The sequence below is a fragment of the Tabrizicola fusiformis genome (assembly GCF_013328815.1).
In the GTDB taxonomy this organism is placed as follows: domain Bacteria; phylum Pseudomonadota; class Alphaproteobacteria; order Rhodobacterales; family Rhodobacteraceae; genus Fuscibacter.
In genome coordinates, this window is record NZ_JABUHN010000038.1 from 1 (window position 1) to 4,174 (window position 4,174).

At 65.8% G+C, this 4,174-nt stretch carries 4 protein-coding genes; all 4 read right to left on the minus strand.

Annotated elements, in window-relative coordinates; all coding sequences use genetic code 11:
• Positions 1 to 2,498 (minus strand): phage tail length tape measure family protein (locus HS053_RS21890; RefSeq protein WP_174213360.1); only part of this gene is annotated, 2,498 nt, incomplete at its 3' end.
• A 94-nt stretch (positions 2,499 to 2,592) separates the two neighbouring features.
• The gene (locus tag HS053_RS21895) at positions 2,593 to 2,871 is read right to left on the minus strand and encodes a DUF1799 domain-containing protein (protein ID WP_174213361.1); all 279 of its coding nucleotides are present in this window, start codon (positions 2,869 to 2,871) and stop codon (positions 2,593 to 2,595) included.
• Between the two features lie 80 nt (positions 2,872 to 2,951).
• Positions 2,952 to 3,290 (minus strand): hypothetical protein, encoded by a 339-nt coding sequence (locus HS053_RS21900; protein ID WP_174213362.1) that lies wholly within the window; start codon positions 3,288 to 3,290, stop codon positions 2,952 to 2,954.
• Positions 3,291 to 3,304: 14 nt separating this feature from the next.
• Positions 3,305 to 4,174 (minus strand): phage tail tube protein (locus tag HS053_RS21905; RefSeq protein WP_174213363.1); only part of this gene is annotated, 870 nt, incomplete at its 5' end.

Consider the following 4,174-nt stretch of genomic DNA (forward strand, 5'->3'; position numbering starts at 1 on the left):
AGCCGCATCCGTTCCGCGATCAGGTCGGCCACCGATTGCTTTTCTGCATCGGTCGCGCCCTTCAGCGCTTCGTGGTTTTTCAGGATCTCCGTCTGAACCGGGTCCAGAATGCGCAGCGCCTCGATCTGCTCCCGCTCGCGCCGGATCAACTCGGCAAGCGCATTCGCCTCTGCCTTCGCACCGCCGCCGCCGCCCTTACCTGCCCCCGAGGCGCCTGCGGTCGGGAGGCTGACCGAAGAACTAGAGCCGGGATTGTCACCGAACGTGAAGCCGCCGCCGACACCAAGGTTGCCGACCGAACCGGTGCCACCAAAACTCAACCCGCCCGGTTTGGCGGGCGATCCTCCCGGCTTGACCACCGATCCGTCCGAGACATTCAGCCCCAGATTGGCGATGGCGCCTGCGGTCCGCAGCGAGATGCCAAGATTTTGCGCCAGCAGCATCGCCTGACCGGCCGCCGCCGCGATTCCCGCCGCCATGTTGATCGCAGCCACACCGCGCGCCGCATCCCAGGCATCCATGAGATCATCCGCAAGCTTGCCGCTGATCCCCTGGGCAGCGAGTTGCGCTTCGTAGACCTGCCGCTCAGCCGCCGCCCGTGCATAGGCCACTTCCAGGCTGTCAGCCCCCCATCTGGCCGTCAGCTCGACAATGCGGGCCTCCTGCTGGTGCTGCGCCAGCATCTGGTCGGCGGCGGTCCGCGCGGCAGCGATGCGCGCAGCCTCGGCCAGCGCCTGACGTACCGCCTCCTGCCCACGCATCTGCTGGGCCTGCAAACTGTCGCGGCCGATACCCAGTTCGCGGATCTTCGCCTCGACTGCCGCGTTCGCCTGACGCGCCTCTTCGGCACGCACCTCCGCACTCTGCTCGCCGTAAGCGAGCTTCAGGCGCGCAAGCTCGACTTCCTCGCGCCCCGCTGCCAGCAGATCGCGGGCGGCCTGAAACCCCTTGCCGGTGTCCTTCGCCTCCGGGACGTCAACAAGGGTCGGGCCACCCATGCGGGTGTTTTCCGTGCCAAAGGAACGGGCGTCTTCGATGGCGAGCTTTGCCGCGTCCCGAGCCATGGCAGCCCGTTCCTCGCGCTGGCGCATCAGTGCCAGAACTTGCTCATTGAGCAGCGAAAGAATGCGATCTTCGTCGTTTGAACGGTTGCCATCCATCGCCGACGCGGCTGCCCATTGGTCCCGCAGCGCCTTCACGGAGGCGAATTGCTGCGCGAGCCTCTTGTCAGTGTCGCCGAGAAGGTCGGCCGCCTCCAAAGACCGAAACGCCGCCTGAATACCCCGAACAGTCTGCCAGGCGCTTTCGTCCAGACTGTTCAGTCCCAGCCGCTCGAGCATGTCCTGCTGATTGGCGAAGTCGTCAACGAACAGGTTGAGACCCAAGTCCAACTTGAGGGCCTTCGCCGCTTCGGCCGTCTTCTGGCTGGCCTTCCATCCCTCTATCTGGGCGATCTCAGCCAAGAGCTTTCTGGCTTCTGCGGCAGTTTCTCCAAAGATGGCTTTCAGATCTTCGGTAGATCGCAGGGCGGCATCATTTGCCGTCGCGTATTTGTCGGTTGCGGCGGCAAGATCTGCGACGGCATCTTCTGCCGTTTTGGCGGCGGCGCTGATTGGCATCAGCGACTGAACGGCATAGGCCCCCAGCGCGATCACCCCCATGGTCACCAGCGACATCGGGCTGACCATGCCCATCAGCGCCGAGCGGATCGCCGGGCCAAGGGCCTGCCCTTCACGACGCAGTCCTTGGAAGACCTGTGTCACCTGCGTGCCCTGCTGGATCGCCAGCATCATCGGGTTCTGGCCGGCGGCCATCATCATGAAGATGTCATTGGCCTGGAAGCCGAGGTTGGCGAGGTGAGCATTCGACGCAGCCGCCGTTTGCCCGATCTGACGAACGACCGGCGTCATGGCCTGCGCTGCCCGCTCCCGAGCCTGCGCCGCCCCAAGGGCCGAAAGCGCGCCCATCCGCTCGGCTTCGGCAATCTCCTCCAGTTGCATCTCATACTGGCGCGAGGCGGCAAAGAGCGGATCGAATTTTGCGCGGGTCGCATCCAGCGCGTAGCCCCGTTGCAGTTCGGCTGCGATGCTGCCCTCTGTCGCGACTGTCAGACTGGTGGTTTGGGCGATCAGACGCTGAAGGGCTGTTTCATGTTGGACCACAGCCCGGGTGTTTGCCTCGATTGCCCCGCCACCGGCCGAGATCGCCGCCTGAAGCTGGATCTGCGATCGCGCAAGCTGGTCAGTCGCAAGCGCCGCTTCACGGGCCGTCAGCGCCCCCAGATCCTCGGCCACCGAAATCGCCCGCAGGGCAGCCTCATTCTCCTGGAACATGGCGACAAGCGGATTTGCCGCTGCCCGCATGATGTTCGTCATGGCCGTGAATTCGTCGGCGCTGCGGGTGGCAGCCACGAAGGCTGCCGCAGTGACGTGACTGGCATCGCCCGCAGCCGAGATGCCCGCACCGCCGGTCCTGGCGCCCTGACCGGCCTTGGCCACGGCGGCGCCAAGCTGATCCGTCTCGCCCCGCAGCCCGGCAATGGCAGAGCGCGCCCGGCCGGTTTCGGCCTCAAACAGCATGCTGACGCGCAGATTACCGGCCACGGGCGTTAAGCTCCTCTATTGCCCCGGATTCGATGTCGCGGACCTCCGCCCACAGGCCGGGGGTCATTTCGATGCCCGCCAGATCAAGCCCGGCGCGGGCGGCGGTGTAGTCGAGGCCGAGCCACAAGAGCCGGGTCGCCTCGAGGCTGGAGAGCGCTTGTGTCCGCCACTGGCCCGATACCGCGCACCAGGCCGTCCATGCGGGCAGATGCTCGGGCCAGAGGCCTTCGTCCTCCGCGGGCTCGTCCAGCTGCAGGACCAGCCCCATCCGGGCGGCGTCCTCCTTGGCGCGGTCGAGGTCGCGGCTTCCAGCACGGTCGCCGCCCGCCCAGACCCGCCCGGCGGCCGTCAGTTTCCCCGCTTGGCGCCCATGAGTTGGGCCTGATAGGTGTCGATCACCGCCCGGCGGACGAAGAGATCGCTCAGCACCATGGTCATCGCCTCGGGGCTGAAGACCAATGGCACCTCTTCACCGTCGCGGTCATCGGTCAGCCCGTCCCAGCCGATCAGCACAGCTTTCAGAAAGGCATCCTGCCCGGCTGTGTCCAACAACTTGTGTTCGGCAATTTCCGGCACCGACAGAGCCCGAAACCGCGCCGTGAAGCTCTGGGTTTCGACGGCACCGTCATCAGCCGGGAAATCGACGGTGACCTTGGCTTTGAACTGGCGGTTCTTGACGATCTTCATGGTGCGGACTCCGGTCAGGTAAAGGCGAGGGTGAACTGGTCGTTGCCCGAGGTGGGCAGCGGGACAAACTTCAGCGGCCATTCGGTGATGCCATCCTGTTCGGCCAATCCGGTCGGACGCTGCACCTGCGCGGCCGGCACCGACAGCGTGCAGATCTTGCCCGCCCCGGTGCCGTGGATCAGGCTGAGGGCCTGCGCGGTGCCCGCGGCCGCCAGCGAGAACGGGTTGTAGGTCGCCAGCGCCACCGCCTCGATCTGCAGGTCGATCATCTCGCTGCGGTCGGTGATCAGGATGCTTTCCGACCGCACCAGCATGCGCGGCGTCACCTTGTTGCCGGCATCCAGGGAGAAGGACCGCAGGACAGCGGCCACGGCACCGATGGTGAAGGTTGGCGTATTGGCGCTGGTCGCCACCTGGGGCATCTGCGTCAACTGGGTGCCATAGGTCGCCGTCGGCATGGCCAGCGCAGCAGGCTGGGTGAAGAGGCCGGTGAACTCGAACTCCAGATAGACCACGCCCTGGGCGGACATGACGTATTTGAAGGTGCCGCGGGCGCCTTTGAACAGATAGTTCGTGCCGTCATTCACGAAGTAGATCGTGCAGCTTTCATGGGCCGACGAGACCGGGTTGTAGGTGACCGACGTCGCTGCGACGATGGTTTCGGCCATGGCGCAGGACCGCAGCAGCACCCCGATGGCCGGGACGGTGCCCGCTGTGCCGGAGCCTTTGACCTCGACCTTGAAGCTGATCTTGGCATGCAACCCCGCCGCGATGGTGGGACGGGCGCCCATATAGGGCCGCTCGAACCCGCGGGTGACGTCCTGCCCCTCCATCGGCATGACACGCACATCCTCCGCCAGAATGGCATTGGCCGCGCCGGTGGG